The sequence below is a fragment of the Mesotoga sp. B105.6.4 genome (assembly GCF_002896535.1).
GTDB lineage: Bacteria > Thermotogota > Thermotogae > Petrotogales > Kosmotogaceae > Mesotoga.
Map to the genome: position 1 here is coordinate 167,607 of NZ_JWIM01000008.1, position 17,974 is coordinate 185,580.

16 protein-coding genes are annotated in these 17,974 nt (G+C 47.1%); 12 read left to right on the forward strand and 4 right to left on the reverse strand.

Annotated elements, in window-relative coordinates:
• Window positions 1–9 precede the first annotated feature (9 nt).
• Genes RJ60_RS03765 through RJ60_RS03785 form a run of 5 tightly spaced genes read left to right on the forward strand, consistent with a single transcriptional unit; the run spans window position 10 to window position 3,989 of the window.
• Window positions 10–627 carry a HEAT repeat domain-containing protein gene (locus RJ60_RS03765; RefSeq protein WP_103134016.1) on the forward strand — a complete coding sequence of 206 codons (618 nt, stop codon included), beginning with the start codon at window positions 10–12 and terminating at the stop codon, window positions 625–627.
• Window positions 609–1,526 carry a UDP-N-acetylmuramate dehydrogenase gene (gene murB, locus RJ60_RS03770; protein WP_103134017.1) on the forward strand — a complete coding sequence of 306 codons (918 nt, stop codon included), beginning with the start codon at window positions 609–611 and terminating at the stop codon, window positions 1,524–1,526. Before RJ60_RS03765 ends, murB begins: the two co-directional genes overlap by 19 nt.
• Window positions 1,526–2,503 carry an FtsH protease activity modulator HflK gene (gene hflK, locus RJ60_RS03775; RefSeq protein WP_103134018.1) on the forward strand — a complete coding sequence of 326 codons (978 nt, stop codon included), beginning with the start codon at window positions 1,526–1,528 and terminating at the stop codon, window positions 2,501–2,503. The genes murB and hflK overlap by 1 nt, the downstream gene beginning before the upstream one ends.
• Entirely contained in the window at window positions 2,503–3,360 is an 858-nt protein-coding gene (gene hflC, locus RJ60_RS03780; protein ID WP_103134019.1) for a protease modulator HflC, read from the forward strand. Before hflK ends, hflC begins: the two co-directional genes overlap by 1 nt.
• Window positions 3,360–3,989, forward strand: coding sequence for a YigZ family protein (locus RJ60_RS03785; RefSeq protein ID WP_103134020.1), 630 nt, complete (start codon window positions 3,360–3,362; stop codon window positions 3,987–3,989). The genes hflC and RJ60_RS03785 overlap by 1 nt, the downstream gene beginning before the upstream one ends.
• 2 nt (window positions 3,990–3,991) lie before the next feature.
• Here RJ60_RS03785 and RJ60_RS03790 read toward each other — a convergent pair whose 3' ends face one another.
• Genes RJ60_RS03790 through RJ60_RS03805 form a run of 4 tightly spaced genes read right to left on the reverse strand, consistent with a single transcriptional unit; the run spans window position 3,992 to window position 7,761 of the window.
• Window positions 3,992–5,662, reverse strand: a complete 1,671-nt coding sequence (locus RJ60_RS03790) for a penicillin-binding transpeptidase domain-containing protein (protein ID WP_258006168.1) — start codon at window positions 5,660–5,662, stop codon at window positions 3,992–3,994.
• A complete protein-coding gene (locus RJ60_RS03795) occupies window positions 5,652–6,032 on the reverse strand; it encodes a hypothetical protein (RefSeq protein WP_103134021.1) in 381 nt (126 codons plus the stop codon). The genes RJ60_RS03790 and RJ60_RS03795 overlap by 11 nt, the downstream gene beginning before the upstream one ends.
• Complete coding sequence (locus RJ60_RS03800) at window positions 6,029–6,727, reverse strand: hypothetical protein (protein ID WP_103134022.1); 699 nt, start codon at window positions 6,725–6,727, stop codon at window positions 6,029–6,031. The genes RJ60_RS03795 and RJ60_RS03800 overlap by 4 nt, the downstream gene beginning before the upstream one ends.
• Window positions 6,728–6,741: 14 nt before the next feature.
• Window positions 6,742–7,761: a rod shape-determining protein gene (locus RJ60_RS03805; protein WP_103134023.1), complete on the reverse strand. Its 1,020-nt coding sequence runs from the start codon at window positions 7,759–7,761 to the stop codon at window positions 6,742–6,744.
• Between the two features lie 288 nt (window positions 7,762–8,049).
• Between RJ60_RS03805 and speE the strand changes: the two genes are divergently transcribed.
• The 7 genes from speE to RJ60_RS03840 all read left to right on the forward strand — a co-directional run bounded on the left by speE (window position 8,050) and on the right by RJ60_RS03840 (window position 17,965).
• A complete protein-coding gene (speE, locus tag RJ60_RS03810) occupies window positions 8,050–8,925 on the forward strand; it encodes a polyamine aminopropyltransferase (RefSeq protein WP_103134024.1) in 876 nt (291 codons plus the stop codon).
• 167 nt (window positions 8,926–9,092) lie between these two features.
• Window positions 9,093–10,907, forward strand: coding sequence for a translation elongation factor 4 (gene lepA / locus RJ60_RS03815; RefSeq protein ID WP_103134025.1), 1,815 nt, complete (start codon window positions 9,093–9,095; stop codon window positions 10,905–10,907).
• Window positions 10,908–10,917: 10 nt separating this feature from the next.
• The gene (locus RJ60_RS03820; RefSeq protein ID WP_099828541.1) at window positions 10,918–11,769 is read left to right on the forward strand and encodes a deoxyribonuclease IV; all 852 of its coding nucleotides are present in this window, start codon (window positions 10,918–10,920) and stop codon (window positions 11,767–11,769) included.
• Window positions 11,770–11,785: 16 nt separating this feature from the next.
• Entirely contained in the window at window positions 11,786–13,369 is a 1,584-nt protein-coding gene (locus RJ60_RS03825; protein ID WP_103134026.1) for a CTP synthase, read from the forward strand.
• A complete protein-coding gene (gene folP, locus RJ60_RS03830; protein ID WP_099828543.1) occupies window positions 13,369–14,214 on the forward strand; it encodes a dihydropteroate synthase in 846 nt (281 codons plus the stop codon). The genes RJ60_RS03825 and folP overlap by 1 nt, the downstream gene beginning before the upstream one ends.
• Before the next feature lies 1 nt (window position 14,215).
• A complete protein-coding gene (locus RJ60_RS03835; RefSeq protein ID WP_103134027.1) occupies window positions 14,216–15,544 on the forward strand; it encodes a carbohydrate ABC transporter permease in 1,329 nt (442 codons plus the stop codon).
• Between the two features lie 9 nt (window positions 15,545–15,553).
• Complete coding sequence (locus RJ60_RS03840) at window positions 15,554–17,965, forward strand: carbohydrate ABC transporter permease (RefSeq protein ID WP_103134028.1); 2,412 nt, start codon at window positions 15,554–15,556, stop codon at window positions 17,963–17,965.
• The last annotated feature ends 9 nt before the right edge of the window (window positions 17,966–17,974 follow it).

Here is a 17,974-nt window from a genome sequence, read left to right on the forward strand (position 1 = left end):
GTGCGTCTAGTGAATAGAGAAGAGCTAATAAACAGGATAGTTGAAGAAAAGGGAACGGAGGCGATTCCTGCTCTTCTTGACCTTCTGGTCAATGAAGACAGCGAAACTGCGCACATTTGCTTTGATGCGCTCTTGCAGATGGGAGAGGCAGTTGTTCCGCTTCTCATAGAGAAGATGCGAATAACGAATATCGACCCCGTCTCCAGGCTGTACCTTGCGGACCTCGCAGGTGAAATAGGCAACAGGAGAACCGTTACAAACCTTTATGAGATGCTGAAAGATTTCAGTGACGAGAGGTCTCAAGTCGTTATCTACGAGGCTCTTGCGCGCCTGGGTGAAGGAGAGAAGGTAGTGGGTGTTCTCTCTTTGATGCTTAGTGAGAACAATGACTCCGAACTCCGGGACCAAGTCATAATGGCTCTAAGCAGCACTAATTCCTCAATGGCTGTCAAGGCGCTTGCTGAGTTGTATGGGAGAGAGACGACCGACAAGTCTACGAAGGCCTTCATTCTTGAAGCAATTCACTCAATTCTCTCAAGGAGGTATGAATTGAAGAATTATCTCCAAAGCCTTCACAATGTTAGGGAGATCACTGAAAGGCTTTATCAATGGCAAAAAGAGAACTGACAGACTGTTTTGATATCCTCTATTCTTTGGGGGCGGATGTAAGGCTTAATGAGCCTCTGAAGTGGCATACGACGATCAGGGTAGGAGGTCCTGCAAGAGTCTTTGTTCAGCCGTATTCTGTTGAGTCGCTTGCGGAAATCGTGAGCTTTCTGAAATCTGAGGCGATTGAATTCAGAATCATCGGAGGAGGTTCAAATATCATCTGTCCCGCCCGCTTTGAAGGAGTTGTAGTCTCGACCAAGAATCTGAACTTGATGAAGTCCGAAGGAGAGAGGGTCTTCGTTCAGGCCGGGACCAGTGTCAATACTCTAATCTGGCACTGTTTATCTGAGGGGTTGACTGGCCTTGAGTTTCTCACTGGACTGCCCGGTTCTGTTGGGGGGGCGATTCTCATGAACGCGGGTGCCTTCGGTGGCGAACTTGGGAATCGCGTTGCCAGAGTGACTTATCTAGATGAAAGCAACAGGGCACGAGAAATCGACGGGAAGGCCGCTGGTTTTTCTTACAGAAGCAGTATTTTCAGATCCAGCAACAAAATCATCCTCGGAGCCGAGTTCGCTCTTAGAAGAGGAGAGAAGCTTGAAATCAGTAGAAGGATGTCTGAGATCCTGGCGAAAAGGCTTGAGAAGCAGCCGCTTCAGTATCCCAGTGCAGGGAGCGTTTTTATGAGACCGAGGCCTGACTTCTATGTAGGTTCCTTCATCGAAAAGTTAGGTTTGAAGGGTTTTAGGGTCGGGGACGCTGAAGTATCCGAAAAGCACGCAGGGTTTATAGTCAATAAAGGAGACGCCAGCCAGGAAGACGTTTTGAGTTTAATTGAAGTGATCAAGCGAAAAGTAAGAGAGGCTGCTGGCGTCGATCTTGGAACAGAGATAGAAATCTGGAAGGAGGTTGGATAATGGTTGACGTAAGAATCGAGGAACCTGAAGATAATTTCACAGGCGGTGGAGGCCCTAAGAAAAGCTTTTTATGGTCCGGGCTTTTTGTGCTGCTGGTTATTGTCGCAATCGTTGCCGTGTATTTCTTGAGCGGGTTTTTCCTGGTTGGGCCCGATCAGGTCGGACTGATCAAGAGATTCGGAAAGTATACAAATACCGTCGGTCCAGGACTTGGATACCATCTGCCATTTCCGTTTGAGAGCGTAGTCGTTGTAGATACTTCGAATTTGAGAAAGCAGGAAATCGGTTTTAGAACCATTAGAACAGGTACTTACCAGACCCTGGCAAATGAGTCTCTCATGCTCACCGGAGATGGAAACATCGTCTCGGTGGAAATGGTTATCCAGTATTATGTTGGGGATCCGGCAAAACTCGCCTTCAATATCGTGGATGATGGCGACATCGTGAAGTTCACAACAGAGTCGGTGCTTAGGGAGGAAGTTGCTTCAAGCACTATAGACTCAATTCTCACAACCGAGAGAGACACAATCTCAATTCGGACAGGAGAGAGAGTCCAGGCCGAACTTGAGAGGCTCGGTACAGGCATATTGGTGAAAAACGTGTTCCTGCAAGAGGTGGCGCCTCCAAAACAGGTTATCGCCGCATTCGACGATGTGAACAGTGCCAAGCAGGACAAAGAGAAACTCATATATGAGGCCGAGAAATACAAGAACGACCTCATTCCCAAGGCAGAAGGAGAGGCGGCTCAATTGACTAGAGTCGCGGAAGGCTACGCACAGGAGAGGATTCTCAATGCAGAAGGAGAGGCGGATAGATTCCTTGCGATTCTCCAGGAGTACGAAAAGGCTGCGGAGGTTACTCGAACCAGGATGTATCTGGAAACGCTTGCCAAAGTACTTGGAGAGGCCAGTAAGACCGTTGTTCTTGACCAGAGCAGCGTTCTTAAACTCCTTGATCTTGAAGGGAGCGAGAGATAATGAAGTATAAATTCATCATTCCGATTGCTATTGTGGTAATAGTTGCGGCAGTTGTGCTGCCTAGCTTCTTCTTCATACTTGACGAGACTGAACAGGCCGTGGTCCTTCGATTTGGCGAAATACGCGAGTCAGTTACCGAGGCCGGTCTTTACACCAAGACTCCGTTCATCGACTCTGTAAGGAAGTTCGACAAGCGAATTCAGATCTACGATGTTGATGCTGAGAGGATCTACTCTAGGGATAAAAAGACGATTCTTACAGACACCTTCGCGCTATGGAGGATAGTAGATCCCAGGAGTTTCGTAGAGACAATGAAGTCAGAACAGATCGCACTCACACGGATAGACGACATTGTGTACTCTCACGTAAGAAATACTTTTGGGAAACTTGATTACGATGACATCATCTCCGGCCAAAGAACCGATGTTCTCGACGAGATAACCAAACTTGCCGCAAATGACATGAAGGACTTTGGGATCGAGATAATATCTGTACGTGTTAAGAGGGCCGACTTGCCCGACGAAAACAGAAATGCTGTCTTCGAAAGAATGAAGTCCGAGAGAATGCAGGAAGCTTCATTGATTAGAGCCGAAGGGAATAGAGAGGCTCAGAAGCTTAGGGCGGAGGCCGACAAAGAAGCGCAGATAATGATGGCGACTGCACAGAAGGAAGCAGATATCATAATTGGGATGGGAGACGCTCAAGCTCTCACCATTTATGCAGATGCATTCAACAGAGATCCGGAATTCTACGAGTTCATGAAGAGGCTGGAAGTCTACGAAAAGACACTTGCCGATGCCAATTACATTCTCGGACCTGCTATGGATTTCATAGATAAGTTTTCAAGAGGAGAGTAATGGATTGTACGAAATCACTTCTCGAAACCGGAAGCAGTGAGATAAACATCAAGAAGTCAAAGTTCATCGGCTTCAGTAAGAGGTGTGAGAACGAGGATGAAGCAAAGTCACTAATAAAGGCTGTCTTACAGGATCACGCAGGTGCCGACCACTGTTGCTGGGCGTATCGTATTTCGCTTCCAGGAAGGGAAGTGGCTAATTACTCCGACGGTGGAGAGCCTCACGGTTCTGCAGGGCAGCCAATACTTGGATCGATCTTTCGACTCGAGTTGACCGATGTTGCAGTGGCAGTCATAAGGTACTTCGGAGGAGTTAAGCTGGGAATACGAGGACTGATAGACGCCTATGGTGAAACGGCCCTGAAGGCCTTGAGGGCAGGAAAGCCAGCTCTGTTTTGCCCGGGTGTTGAGCTAGCTGCCGAGATGAGCTACAGTCATTGGAACGACTTCAGCAGATTGTTCGTGGAAGGAAGAGACTTCTCCGTTCGAAATGTAGACTACTCTGATAGAGTTATTTCAACGCTTGCGGTCAGAAAAGAGACTATCGATAGGGTCAGCTACTTCTTCAAAGAGAGAAGGATTCACTTCGAGATGGGAGAAGAGTTGAGTTTTGTGAGCCCGGTGGAATGATTCTACCGGGCGTATTCTGTCACATAATAATCCATGATCTTTCTTGAGATTTGTGAAGCCAGACCCGATCCGTAGCCGCCTTCGTGAACGAACACCGTAACAACTATCTCCGGTTCATGGAGAGGCATGAAACCTGTAAACCAGGAGTGAGTCGGTTTCGAACCTCCTTGTTCCGCAGTACCGGTCTTTCCGGCGGCCGTCTCTTCAAAACCTCTGAATGCAGAGTATGCGGTTCCCGCATCGGCGGCACTTCCACCCTTGCTTATGACATCTCCCATTGCATTGATGAGAAGATCCCAATCGCTGTCTTTCAGATTGATTGCTTCTCTGCTACTCTCTTTCTTTGAACCGATAAAAGGAATGATCTCGATCCCTCTAGTTGCGATTTCGTTTGTCAACTTTGCCAGCTGCAGCGGAGTGATGCTGAGATAACCCTGGCCTATTGATATCTGAATCGTGTCGCCAGGGAACCAGCTTTCCTCAAGCCTCTCACGTTTCCAGGTGGGGGAGGGCATCAAGCCGACTGACTCCTCGGGAAGATCGATTCCGGTAGGTTTAAAGACCTCCCACAGTTCTGCGTATCTGTTGATCGTGTTGATTCCCAGTTCTAGACCGAGCTGATAGAAATAAACGTTGCACGATACTGTTATAGCTTTGGCAAGATCGGTCTTTCCATGGCCGTAAAGGTTCCAATCTCTGTATACTCCCTGAACCACGCCTCGACTGTCTTTGTACTGAAAAATCCCTCCACAGTCGATCTCCTTTGTGCTGTCTTTCCCTTCTGCCAGAGCCACCATGGCAATGAACGGTTTGATCACAGAGCCTGGTGAGAAGGGGCTCAAAGCTCTATTTACCAGAGGTCTCGAAGGATCGAGATTAAGGCGGTCCCAATCCCTGTTTGAAATCCCCGTTGTGAAAAACATGCTTTCAAAGCTTGGCACTGAAACGAGAGCGAGAACCTCTCCGTCGGTCTTCATTACAGCGGCTGCGCCGGTCTTTCCGGTTTCGTTTATGAGGTTATAGATATATTCACTCATTTTAGAATCTATTGTGATCTTCAGATCATCTCCCGGCAAAGGGGGTATTTCGCCTTCGAGGCTAATCTGTCTTCCTAAAGCATCGACACGAATGAGCTGTTCACCGGGAGTTCCTCTGAGGAGTTCGTTGTATTGCTTCTCTATTCCCATAACCGGTTCCCCATCAGACTTTATGTAACCCACTACGTGAGAGATTCCAGGATTATCCTGGTAGTGCCTTATGATCCTTTCCGAGACTTCCAACTCGGGAAAGTCATTCAGTCTCTCTGCGACCGAAGCTGGTAGGACTGTCTCAACGCTGCCAAAAACCTCGAGACGCCGAATCAGCTTTTCCATTTTCTCTCTATTTTCTGAAGCGTCAACCATCATCCTCTTCAGGTCTTCAGGAAGAAAGACGACTTTCTTCGTAATCCTGTAATAAGGTGCGTCCCAAGCAAGAGGGATTCCGTTGCGATCAATAATCATGCCTCTGGGAGGAAGGATGGGAATGGATCTACGGCTTATACTCTCTACCTGTTTCGCATACTTCTCTTGGTTGACTATCTGGTAATCGTAGAGCTTATATACAAACAATCCCATCACTATAAGGAAAAGCACGAAGAAGAGGTCAAACCTCTTGGCACTCTTAGTCTTCAATGCTCAACCTCCTCAGGATGCAGAATGTTGCCAGAAAAGGAACCAGGACACCAAAGCTCGTACCCGAAAAAAACACTCCAGCAAGACCAATAGCTGCCGATGTAAGCGCTCCGAAACTGAGCGTCCGATATCTCCCGTGAATTGCCAGCGCCGATAATGTAACGATCAATGAGAGCACTATAACCATGCTGATTCCAGACAGAGCCGTCCCCACTATCCATGAAATGACCAGCGCAAGAGAGAGAGCAAAAGCGATGTTTCTGGTTGGAAGGAAGACGAGCAATGTCAAATATGCAGGATATAGAGGTATGAGATCTCCAAATCCGAGATCAAAGTACAGAGCAGGGAATATCAGTAATAGCCAGGTCATTCGTGCCACTCCAGATAGACGAAGTAATCACCAAAAACATTTGGAGTATTTACTAGATAGTCGCTTCCGTGGAGTCCGGCGATTTCGCCAATTAGATCAATCTTCATGTTCTTGTAGTACCCATAACCCTGGACCGTCGAAGCGATTCTTACTTGATCACCGCTCTCCAGATAATAGGGGTCGAAAGTAGAGAAGTACAGCTTACCTCCACTCGAGTAGACAGCCCCTTCAACTGTTCTGTTATCCCTCTGTACTACGGCGGAAATCCTCACACCAGGAGCCGTTAATGGTGAGACCATAACATATCCGTCATGCGAGCTCTTCACCACACCATAGATGGTCGAAGAAAAGACCGAAACAACAGGAACTCCCTGAGCCGCGCTTCTATCAGTAGTCATGATGGCGGTGTTGTTTCGCTCAAAGCTGAAGAATGCGACTCTCATTGGCAGAGGATATGGAAACCTGTTGCTGAAAGATTCAGCATACCTGTTCAGGTCTCTGATGACTCGATCGATACTCCTGAGTTGAAATACCGATCTGAAGAAGTTCTCTATGTCTACTCTTATATTTATCAGCGGCAGGGCAAGGGTTTCAAGCAAATCACTCATCTTTCTGTTCACTCCAGATACTTCTGAAAGTGTCAGAAGGATGAGAAAGATCATAAGAATCACTACTGCCGCCTCGGCGAACTTCACCTGCGAAGCTCCTCCTATCTAAGGTTGCCTTTTTCGAGTCGTTCAAGAATGGGGACTCTCTCAAGAACCTGACCGGCGCCTCTGGCTACACAGGTTAGGGGGTCTTCGGCAACAACAACCGTGATTCCAGTCTCACCCTGTATTAGTTCCTTCATGCCATTGAGGAGCGACCCTCCGCCCGCAATGACTATACCGCTCTGAACAATATCCGAGATGAGTTCTGGAGGCGTGTTTTCAACAGTGAGTTTAACCGCCTCGACGATTCTCGCCACCGGTTCTACAATGGCTTCGCGTACTTCTGCGCCTGAAACGGAGATCTTTCTCGGCAATCCGGAATTGAGATCGAGACCTACGATTTCTGAATAAGAGCTATCGGCCTCTTCTGCCTCAACAACATTACCAACCTCCATCTTTATTCTCTCGGCAGTCTTTTCGCCAATCAAGAGCCGGTATTTCTCCTTGATATACTGGACAATATAGTCATCCATCTCATCTCCGGCAACCCTTATAGACTGGCTCAAAACAATACTCCCAAGAGATATTACGGCGATTTCGGTTGTGCCGCCGCCGATATCGACAATCATATTTCCTGTCGGCTCTTCAACATTCAGCCCGGCGCCTATTGAACTTGCCATCGGCTCTTCAATGAGGAAGACCTTCTTGGCTCCCGCTTCAATACCGGCATCGACGATCGCCTTTCTTTCGACTTCGGTCGCACCCGAAGGAACTCCGACAACTATTCTGGGTTTGACGAAGCGCCGTCTGCCCGTTGCTCTGCCCATGAAATACTTCAACATTGCGAGAGCGATATCATAATCGGCAATAACTCCGTCTTTCAACGGGCGGGTCGCCACAATGCTTGCAGGTGTCTTTCCCACCATTCTCTTTGCCTCCAGGCCTACCTGAAGGATCTTGCCTGAATTCACGTCAATAGCAACAACCGAAGGTTCATTTGTTACCACACCCTGTCCCTTCACATAAACCAGGGTGTTGGCAGTTCCCAAATCAATACCCATGTCTTGCCTTAAGAACATTCGAAGGCCTCCTGTCGGGGAAAGTCTTTACTCTTAATTCTACCATCAGGATGCGACCCAATGACGAAGAGTGCAGAAATCAGGCAATTTCGTTTATTGAGCCCTCAGATAAGGCATTCCGCAAGTTTGACTATGCCTTAATCAAAGTGATAGAATCCATTTGGCCTAATTAGAAAAGTAATTGTGACAAAAGCTTTGAAGTCTCTATAAGCTTTGAATAGTGTGAATTAATCATTGTAGTGTTCCAGATCGGTGAGATAATTGTGATGATAACGCGGAGGTGAAGGAATGGAAGATAGAGAGTTGAGGACTTTGAATCATCTAATGTTCATGGAATACTATACGGGAGGGAATGCAGGTCTTTTCATGAAAATGAAGCGACTTGTATATTCTTACCAGAGTCCATTTCAGAGAATAGATATCTTCGAACACCCTGAGTTTGGCATGGTCCTGGTTTTGGACGGGATAACAATGTTCACTGAAGCCGATGAATTCATGTACCATGAGATGCTGGTTCACGTACCTCTCTTCACGCATCCCGATCCGAAAAGAGTGCTGATCATTGGAGGCGGCGATGGGGGAAGTCTGAGGGAGGTTCTTAAGCATACTTCCGTTGAGGAGGCAATTCTCTGCGAGGTCGATCCCTATGTAATTGACGCGGCGAAACTCTATCTCAAGGAGATGTCGGTCGAACTTGACAATCCCAAGGCATCAATAATAAACGAAAACGGAGCCGACTTCGTGAGAAGGAACAAGGACTACTTCGACGTAATAATAGTTGATTCAACCGATCCCACGGCCGGCGAGGGTGGCCATCTTTTCACAAAGGAATTCTACGCTAATTGTTACAAAGCCCTTAGAAAGGATGGAGTCTTCTGTGCAGAGACCGAGGATCCCTTCTACGACAAGGGATGGGTGGCGATAGCCTACAACAGAATCTCTTCAGTCTTCCCGATTTCGAAGATGTACACTAGTTTCATGACCACTTATCCTTCAGGGATGTGGACATATACTATTGGATCTAAGGAAGCAGATCCGAGAGAAGATTTCGACGAAGAGAGAGTGCTTGATTTCGGAGCACCTTTGAGATACTACAATACGGAGATTCACAGGGCTTCGTTTGCTCTTCCGACGTTTCTTAAAGAGCTGACCGGTCAATTTTAAGTGTTTACTCGTTAAGGCCTTGGTGATAGACTAAACCAGATTATTCATAGACGAGATGGCTCGTCCAGCCTTTTTCGCTGGATATGTTTTCATTCTTTTCTGTTCAATTCAACTTGCTTAACCTACGCCGTGATAGAATCATCCTTGACCGGCAGGAGGGAGTTCTAATGTATAACAGAGATCGTATAAGAAACATATCGATTATTGCTCATATCGACCACGGCAAAACGACACTTGTCGATAGACTTCTCGACATAACCGATATAGTGGACAGAAGACATAAGCAGGATCAATTCATGGATTCGATGGACATAGAAAGGGAGAGAGGCATAACTATTAAGTCGAAGCCGGTTAAGCTCAACTATAAGGCTGATGACGGAATTACTTATGAGATAAATATCATCGACACGCCGGGTCATGTCGACTTCAACTACGAAGTCTCGAGAAGCCTTGCGGCTTGCGAGGGAGCTATTCTTCTGGTAGATGCTTCTCAGGGAGTTGAGGCCCAGACCGTGGGGAACACGTACCTGGCTATCGAGAATGATCTGGAACTCATACCGGTTTTGAACAAAATCGATATCCCTAACGCAAATATAGAAGAGACGCTGGCAGAGATAATCGACCTCATCGGCTATTCTTCGGACGATTGCCTTCAGGCAAGCGCGAAGACAGGTCAGGGAGTGAGGGAGATACTGGAAGCGGTAGTCAGCAGAGTCAAGCCTCCTTCCGGCAAGCTTGAAGCCCCATTGAAAGCTCTAATCTTTGATGCCATTTACGATAAGTATAGAGGAGTAGTAGTTCATGTCAGAGTTTTCGAGGGAAGCGTCAAGGCCGGAGACAAGATAATGATGATGTCTTCGGGAGAGACCTTCGAAGTTGTAGAAGTCGGATACTTTCTGCCTCAAATGGAGAAGACAGACTCTCTAGATGCCGGCGAAGTAGGCTACATCATTGCCGTCATAAAGGACGTTTCGAGTGCGAAAATCGGCGATACGATAACCTCGGCCAGCAACCCCACCGCGGAAGCGATGCCGGGGTACAAAGAGGCGAAGCCGATGGTCTACGCCGGAATGTTCCCCGGGATGCCGGAGTACTACGATGAACTGAGAAAGGCGCTGGACAAGTTCAAATTAAACGATGCAGCACTCGTCTTCGAGCCAGAAAACTCTCCGGCACTTGGTTTTGGATTTAGGGTTGGCTTTCTTGGACTGCTTCACATGGATGTTGTGAGGGAGAGGCTTGAAAGAGAGTTCGACATCACCTGCATTCTGACCGCTCCAAACGTTGTCTATAGAGTTACGATGCAAAACGGGGATGTTGAGGAGATAACGAATCCCGCAAGTTTCCCCGAGCCGGGAGAGTTTCTGAAGGTTGAAGAACCGTTCGTAGATCTTTCTATTATCACCCCCTCCGAGTATATGGGAAACCTCATCGGTTTCATAACTTCAGAGAAAAGAGGGGAGTTCAATGCGGTGGAGAACGCCGGAAAGAACCGTGTCGTTCTGAGATTCGAAGCCCCGCTCTCTGAAATCATGTTTGATTTCTTTGACAGGATGAAGGCAATTTCTAGGGGATATGCATCTATGGATTACGAGATCCTCGGCTATAGAGAATCTGATCTGGTGAAAGTGACAATCCTGGTCAACAGAGAAACCGTTGACTCACTATCGTTCATCGTCCATGTCGATAAGGAGTATCCAATTGCAAAGAAGGTTGTCGACAAGCTGAGCGAATTAATACCTCAGCACCAGTTTCAGATTCCCATACAGGCGAAATCAAGAGGTAGGATAATCGCGAGGAGTGACATAAAGGCCTTACGAAAAGACGTGCTGGCGAAGTGTTATGGAGGGGACCTGACGAGGAAGATGAAGCTCCTTGAGAAGCAGAAAGAGGGGAAAAAGCGGATGAGAGAGATTGGGCAGGTATCGATTCCGCAAAACGCTTTCCTCGCTATTCTAAGGATTGGCGAAGAAGAGCGATGAGGTGAAGCGAATGATAAAGCTTGGAGCACACATGTCTACATCGAAGGGCTTTGACAGAGTCCCAAAAGAAACTGTTTCGATAGGCGGTAACGCCTTCCAGATATTTCCTCACAGTCCCAGAATGTGGAGAGCATCGCTTCCAAAAGAGGAGATGTCGAATAGCTTTAAAGATGAAATGAAAAGGGAATCGCTGGATCCCTTTGATTCTATGGTACATTCGGGTTATCTGATCAACATCGCCTCTCCTAACGAGGAAGTTTGGGGAAAATCCGTTGCTTTGCTTTCCCTTGAAATGAAAATAACCGCTTCCCTCGGTCTGAAGTATTTGAACTTCCATCCCGGGAGCCACCTTGGAGATGGTCTCGAGGAGGGAATTGCGAGGATTTTGAAAGGTATAGAGATTGTACTAGGCGAGAACCAGGAAAATGATGTCATGCTGCTGCTCGAGAACGTTGCAGCGAAAGGCAATCACATAGGCAGCAGCTTTGAGGAACTCAAGTCAATTATTGACGGAACCGTACAGCCAGAGAGAATCGGAATAACGTATGATACTTGTCACGGGTTTGATTCGGGTTTCGAGATAAGAAACAAGGAAGGTATCTCGAGACTTATCGACAAGATTGATTCTACGGTGGGCTACGAAAAACTGAAGATGATACATCTTAACGATAGCAAGTTTCCTCTAGGTGCCGGCAAAGACAGACACGAGATGATCGGTGAAGGCCATATCGGAAAAAACGATGGTTTCAGAGAATTTCTTTCCAATGAGAGAATTCAGGAAAAACCTTGGCTTCTGGAGACGCCTGGGGACGATGAGGATCACGCTTCTGAAATTGAGTATATTAAGAGACTACTCGGATAGTGGAGGACTGTAATCGATGAAGAAGAAGTTCGTTGTGGTTACCGGAGGTGTAATAAGCGGAATTGGCAAGGGGATACTCTCTGCCTCCATCGCGCGTGTAATGAAGGAATGTGGGGTAGAGGTTAACACCCTCAAGATCGATCCCTATCTAAATCTTGACGCCGGAACGATGAATCCTAATCAGCATGGTGAAGTCTTCGTCACAGAAGACGGATACGAGGCAGATCTCGATCTTGGACACTACGAGAGATTTCTCGGAAAGAACATGAGAAGAGAAAATAATATGACCGCGGGCCAGGTATTCAAGACAATAATCGATAAAGAGAGAGAGGGAGAATTTCTCGGGGCGACCGTACAGATGGTTCCTCACGTTACAGACGAAATAAAGTCACGAATCAAGAGTGTTCCCGGTGAACTCATAATGATAGAAATCGGTGGTACCGTCGGTGACATTGAAGGTGAGATCTTCCTTGAAGCCGTTCGCGAACTATCGGTCGAAGAAGGTCCTGAGAACTTCCTCTTTATTCATGTAACATATGTTCCTTACCTCAGAGTGACCAACGAATTCAAGACCAAGCCTACTCAACAGTCTGTCCAGCTTCTCAGAAGAATTGGCATTCAACCTCAGATGATCGCTGTTAGGTCAGAAAAGCCTATTGAGGAGAATGAGCTTGGAAAGATCGCTCTCTTCGGTGGAGTTGATCGACAGATGGTCTACAATCTGCCCGACTCCGAAAACGTCTATGATGTTCCTTTTATAGTCTACTCGTACGGGATTCACAGAAAGATTGCCGCCTGGCTCAGTATAGAAATTGAGGAAAGGTTTGATTGGAATTATCCCAGATCATTCCTTCCAGCAAGAATCGCGCTGATCGGAAAATATCTGGGCACCGATGATGCTTACAAGAGCATTTCGGAAAGCATCACGCTTTGTGGGGCAAGCAAACCTGAAGTTATCGACTCGCAGTGTTTTGAGGACATGACGGAAGAGCAAATAAAATCTGAGCTTAGGAAGTACGATGGGATAATCATCCCCGGCGGTTTCGGAAAGAGGGGAATAGAAGGGAAGATCTCAGTAATAAAGGCTGCCAGAGAAGAAGATACTCCAATTCTTGGAATATGTCTTGGGATGCAGCTTATGGTTATCGAGTTTGCAAGGAACGTCGCCGAATATGAGGGAGCCAATTCTACGGAGTTCGATCCGTCGACCCCTTATCCCGTAATTGACATTATGGAAGAGCAAAAGAAAATCATGAAACTCGGCGGAACCATGAGACTTGGTGCCCAAGAGACTCCTATTGAGAAAAACACGGTCCTTTTTGAAGCTTATAACGAACCGTTAGTCTATGAAAGGCACAGGCATAGATACGAAGTCAACCTTGATCGCTTCCCCGAGCTCTTCAGAATGCCCGGAGAAATCGATGTAAAGAAACTATCAATATCCTCAAAAGCGACTTTCGTGGAGGCCATCGAGCTTCCCGAAAAGAATTTTTTTGTCGGAATTCAGTATCATCCCGAGTTTAGATCGAAAGTGGGCAAGCCTAATCCGGTGTTCGAACTCTTCGTCAAGCGTGTCATAGAGAAGCGAAGGAATCAATAGTGATCTTCTGCGGTGGAAGAAAGCTCGATCTCTCCAGCCCCGTTATTATGGGGGTACTCAATGTGACTCCAGATTCTTTCTTCCCGGGCAGCAGGTACCAAGGCGGAGTTACTGCCGTAGAAGCCGCGATAAGGATGCTAGATTGGGGAGCTTCGATAATCGATATAGGTGGAGAGTCTTCAAGGCCGGGCGCGGAGAAGGTAAGTATCGGCGAAGAGATTTCCAGAGTAGTCCCGGTCATAAGGCGGCTGCGCAACAGGAGGCCGGATGCCGTTATTTCTGTAGACACTTACAACAGCGAAACTGCCCGACTCGCACTTTCTGAAGGAGCAGACATAGTAAATGATATTAAGGGGCTTAGTTCAGAGGAGATGATCCACGTCATCTCGGAGAACAATGCGGCAGTAATAATTATGCATATGAGAGGAGACCCTGCTACTATGAGCGCGATGACCGATTACCGCGATGTGGTCGGAGAGGTTTCGGCGTGGCTGGTTGAAAGAGCAGACCGCGCAATTAGAGCGGGGATAAGTAGAGAGAGGATAATCCTCGATCCGGGGATAGGTTTTGCCAAGAATGCGGAGCAGAGCATCGAGATACTGAGAAACATCTCTAAGTTCAAGCAACTGGGGTTCCCTCTTCTTGTAGGGCATTCAAGAAAAAGTTTCATCTCCAAGATTACGGGGACACAGGTAGAAGAAAGATTGGAAGAGACGCTTTCAATCTCAACTTACCTGTATCTGAAAGGGGTCGAAATAATTCGCATCCATGATGTTCAGGAGCACGGTCGAATCTTTGGTATACTTAAGATGCTAAACCCATGCATAGCAAATGGGAGGGGATGATTTGCCTTACGCTAAGCGTTCGAAGAAGTATTGGAAGGAGACTTGGCAAGCGTATCTTTTTCTATTGCCTTCGATAGTGATCTTGAGTGTGTTTGTCTTTTGGCCGATCGGCTTCTCTCTTGTTCTGAGTTTCTTCAAATGGGATTATACTTCAACTACCCGGTACTTCATAGGTCTTGACAACTATAAGGAGCTTTTCAGACTTACATATCCCGTTCAGTTGAGTTTTGTCAACTCGTTGATAAACACGGCAGTCTACGTCGTTATTGTTCTTGTGGTGATTCAGATTCTCTATCATCTGTTCGGGCTAATGAGCAAATACGAAAAAACAAAGAAAGGCCACTCGCTTTTGTACGGGTTGTTCGCTGTTGCGCTAATCGGCTATATCCTGCTGCGCAACTTATCGAGTGATCTTTCCGCTGCAGGACTGTTCGCTGGACTTGGATTGATGGGTTTGGGGCTCTTTGTGCTTCTCCGAAGGAGAGGAAGCATTCAGAGCATTAAGATGAGGTCCAGCCAGTGGTCTACGATGATTCTCTTTGCTGCCCTATATTACGTACTGGCCTATGTAGTATTGAAGCAAAGCGCGGACTTTGTTCAGTACTTCACTCTTGCAAAAGAGAGCTCGGACTTTCTGAAATCTATCTACAACACCGTCTATTACGTCTTGCTTTCCGTGCCTACTCAGATAGGTCTTGCTCTGATCATAGCGATGCTCCTGAACAAAAACATCAAGCTTCGTTCTCTGTTCAGGACTGCCTACTTCATACCCTTTGTCACGTCAGTAGTAGCCGTGTCTCTGGTATGGCAGTGGATGTTCAATGACCAGTTCGGGTTACTGAACTATGTTCTCTCGATCTTCAATCTGCCGAGGATCGCCTGGCTTAAGGAAGAAGTGTGGACCATTCCGACTATCGCCATAGTCTCGGTTTGGCAGCACGTTGGCTACACCACTGTAATCTTCCTTGCCGGTCTTCAGAATATAGATAGATCGTATTATGAGGCTGCAGATGTCGATGGAGCAAGCGGCATGCAGAAGTTCAAATTCATCACGTGGCCGCTTCTTTCGGGTACGACGTTTTTCATTATGATAATAACGATGATAGGTGCATTCAAGGTCTTCTCGCAGATTTTCATACTATACCAGGGACTGCCCGGACCTGTCAACAAGAGTGGGTTGACACTTGTCTACTATGTATTTGATGCCTTCTACAATCAGCAGAGAATGGGAGTCGCAAGCGCAGCTGCCTACATACTATTCGTGATAATCCTGATTCTTACTATGGTACAGATGTACGTAGGCAAGAAGCGCGTTCACTATGAGGGTTGAGGTGCGCAGATGACCACATCATCGACTAAGATAATCTCGAAAATCCTTCTCTATGTAGTTATTATTGGCGGAGCATTCCTGATGCTCGTTCCATTTGCATGGATGGTTGCCACGTCGTTCAAAGCTCCCAGCGAGGTTTCTAGCTGGCCGCCTGTTTGGACCACGAAAAATGCAGCAAACTCCTTCACCTTTAAGACTCAGATTAAGCAGAAGAGCACCAGCGCCTCTGTCGATCTTGCGACGCTGAGTCTTAGCGAATTCAGGAACTTCGCGGCGTTGATGGAAGAGTCAGTTAGTTTTGATACCCTTTCTGTTAATTTGAACGATGACCCCATAAGGAGAGGCGAAATAGAGATCCAGCTGCTTGGCAGAGATGGCGCTCCTGCAAACTACGCATCGCAAGTTGATGAACAGCTCTTTGCCGAATTGGTCGACAGATATAGCGCGATCAAGGATAACGTACCGGATGCTCATGCAAAGTCATTAAGAGATCTACCGGTAGAAGATGCAGGGAGATTTCTTGACGGATTCTTCAACGCAGCTGTCTATAGTGATGGTGGGTTTGTGAAGAGAGTAGTCCTGGTTAGCTCTCTAAGAGCGCAGTACTCAAGAGCGATCGAAAGGCTATCTCAAAGCGTTGAGACTGCGATGAAGGAACTGCCAATAGATACCGATGCAACCAAAGAGATGAAGGCAAGAATCCGCGAAGAGTCGGCTGTACTCCTTGAAGGGCCTGTTGCTGCTCTTGCAAAGTCAATGGAGTCACTTGAGTCTTACAGAACCGGTACAACAGGAGTCACCGAACTGAGCGAACTAGAAAGGATCGTGGCCGATCTTAGAAGCAGCACAGATGAAATTCGGAAGGCTGTCTCCGAGATTATCGCTTTGTCTGAAGAAGTCTCTGCTGGAGACGCTCGGATGTCCCTTTCTGTACGCCAGCTGGAGCGTTCATTGGAAAGCATCCCTGATGGGCTGGTACAATGGTCGGATTTGCTTGACCTTTACTCCGACATAAAAGTCTTTTACAACGAATCTCAGAACGCCAATCTTTCAGGTTCTTCGATTGTGGGTAGAATTAGAACCGATGCTGAGGTCCATGCGTTGCTTTCGCAATTCATAGAGAGTTGGAATGTTGAGCGGGAGCTGAAGGATTATCTGCTTTCCGCAATTAATCCATCCAATGTTCGAAGTGCAGTTACGATCTTTTTGGACTACCTCGACAGGGATTTCAAGAACAGCCTTTCGCAGTACTTCACGAATACTCAAACACCGCTAGAGGTCGTCAACGACGCAATGAACTTCTTGAGGACATCACTACTTGTTGCCGCTAATCCGGAGCTTGACAGGAAGGTCAGAAGCGCAATGGATCAGAACACAACTTATGCTGATCTTGTGGCCCTTTTTAGAGAAGTGGCCTCATCTGCCGGTCAAACGATAGGGGTCGGAGGAATAGTAGCCAACCTTGACAGACAGGCGAACATAAGTGGTCAAGAACCGTTCGCTGATTTCATCAGACGTAGATGGAAAGAGACTTCTTTGGTCGGTACTTTCTCGAAGGTACATTCCGACATTTTCAGCGAGCTTGACCTTTCAATCAAGCCGGTCGAGGTTGAGAGGGTCTATTACAGGGGAATAATCTCTCCTTCCGGAGCGAAGACCTTTGACATAAAGCTTGCGGGAATACACGCAGTCTGGCTTAAAGACGATGTTCCGGCCGGCAAGGCGAATTTCACATTTGCTGAAACGTTCAAGAACTTCTTCCAGAATTACGTTTCGGCTTGGAATGCGGCTCCGTTTGGCAGGTACTACTTCAACACTGTGTTTGTGGCGATGGTTACGACTTTTGTAGAGATAATCTTTGCGGCGATGGCCGCATTCGCCTTTGCGAAGATGGATTTCTTCGGCAAGAATCTGTTGTTCACGCTCTTTTTGGCAACGATGATGGTTCCTGGCGAGGTCCTGTTGGTCCCGAACTATATCACGCTTACGGCGCTCGGTTGGGTGGACTCGTACTATGCTCTAATCGTTCCGTGGGTTGTCTCCGTCTTTGCGATATTCCTTCTGAGGCAGCATTTCATGACGATTCCTAATGAACTCTACGATGCGGCTATGATAGACGGACTCTCAAAGTGGCGTTTTCTCTGGACGATTCTCGTTCCGCTCTCAAAGCCGGCGGTGATTACTGGTGCGCTGCTGAAATTCGTTGGAAGCTGGAATTCTTTCCTCTGGGTTCTTATTGTTACAAAAAGTCCGGAGATTAGAACTTTACCTGTCGGGCTCCAGAATTTCAGTTCGGCTACCGGAAGCGACTATCACCTTTTGATGGCCGCTGCCACTTTCTCGATAATTCCTGTTGTAATTCTCTTCTTGATTACGCAGAAGTACTTCATTGCCGGAATTGCCAGGAGTGGTCTCAAATAAAGAGCAAGA